The organism is Erwinia sp. 198, assembly GCF_003937915.1.
Classification (GTDB): Bacteria; Pseudomonadota; Gammaproteobacteria; order Enterobacterales; family Enterobacteriaceae; genus Erwinia; species Erwinia aeris.
Map to the genome: position 1 here is coordinate 1 of NZ_RHUM01000032.1, position 1182 is coordinate 1182.

Genomic DNA, 1182 nt, shown 5'->3' on the forward strand with positions numbered 1-1182 from the left:
CTAAAGAAAAATTTGAACGTTCCAAACCGCACGTCAACGTTGGTACTATCGGCCACGTTGACCACGGTAAAACTACCCTGACTGCTGCTATCACCACCGTTCTGGCTAAAACCTACGGCGGTTCTGCTCGTGCATTCGACCAGATCGATAACGCGCCAGAAGAAAAAGCTCGTGGTATCACCATCAACACTTCTCACGTTGAGTACGACACCCCGACTCGCCACTACGCGCACGTTGACTGCCCTGGCCACGCCGACTATGTGAAAAACATGATCACCGGTGCTGCGCAGATGGACGGCGCTATCCTGGTTGTTGCTGCGACTGACGGCCCAATGCCGCAGACCCGTGAGCACATCCTGCTGGGCCGTCAGGTTGGCGTTCCTTTCATCATCGTGTTCCTGAACAAGTGCGACATGGTTGATGACGAAGAGCTGCTGGAGCTGGTTGAGATGGAAGTACGTGACCTGCTGTCACAGTACGACTTCCCTGGCGACGACACCCCAATCGTTCACGGTTCCGCGCTGAAAGCGCTGGAAGGCGACGCCGAGTGGGAAGCTAAAATCATCGAGCTGGCCGGTCACCTGGATAACTACATCCCGGAACCAGAGCGCGCAATCGACAAGCCGTTCCTGCTGCCAATCGAAGACGTATTCTCCATCTCCGGTCGTGGTACCGTTGTTACCGGTCGTGTAGAGCGCGGTATCGTTAAAGTAGGTGAAGAAGTTGAAATCGTTGGTATCAAAGATACCGTGAAATCAACCTGTACCGGCGTTGAGATGTTCCGTAAGCTGCTGGACGAAGGTCGTGCGGGCGAGAACTGTGGTATCCTGCTGCGCGGCATCAAGCGCGAAGATATCCAGCGTGGCCAGGTTCTGGCTAAGCCAGGCACCATCAAGCCACACACTCAGTTCGAGTCTGAGGTTTACATCCTGTCCAAAGACGAAGGCGGCCGTCATACTCCGTTCTTCAAGGGCTACCGTCCACAGTTCTACTTCCGTACAACTGACGTGACCGGTACCATCGAACTGCCGGAAGGCGTTGAGATGGTCATGCCGGGCGACAACATCAAAATGGTTGTTACCCTGATCCACCCAATCGCAATGGACGACGGTCTGCGTTTCGCAATCCGTGAAGGCGGCCGTACCGTTGGCGCGGGCGTTGTTGCTAAAGTTATCGCTTAAT

General features: G+C 54.8%; 1 protein-coding gene. It reads left to right on the forward strand.

Annotated elements, in window-relative coordinates:
• A partial coding sequence (gene tuf, locus EGK14_RS21105) for an elongation factor Tu (RefSeq protein WP_125291010.1) occupies positions 1-1181 on the forward strand: 1181 nt, incomplete at its 5' end.
• Position 1182: the final 1 nt, after the last annotated feature.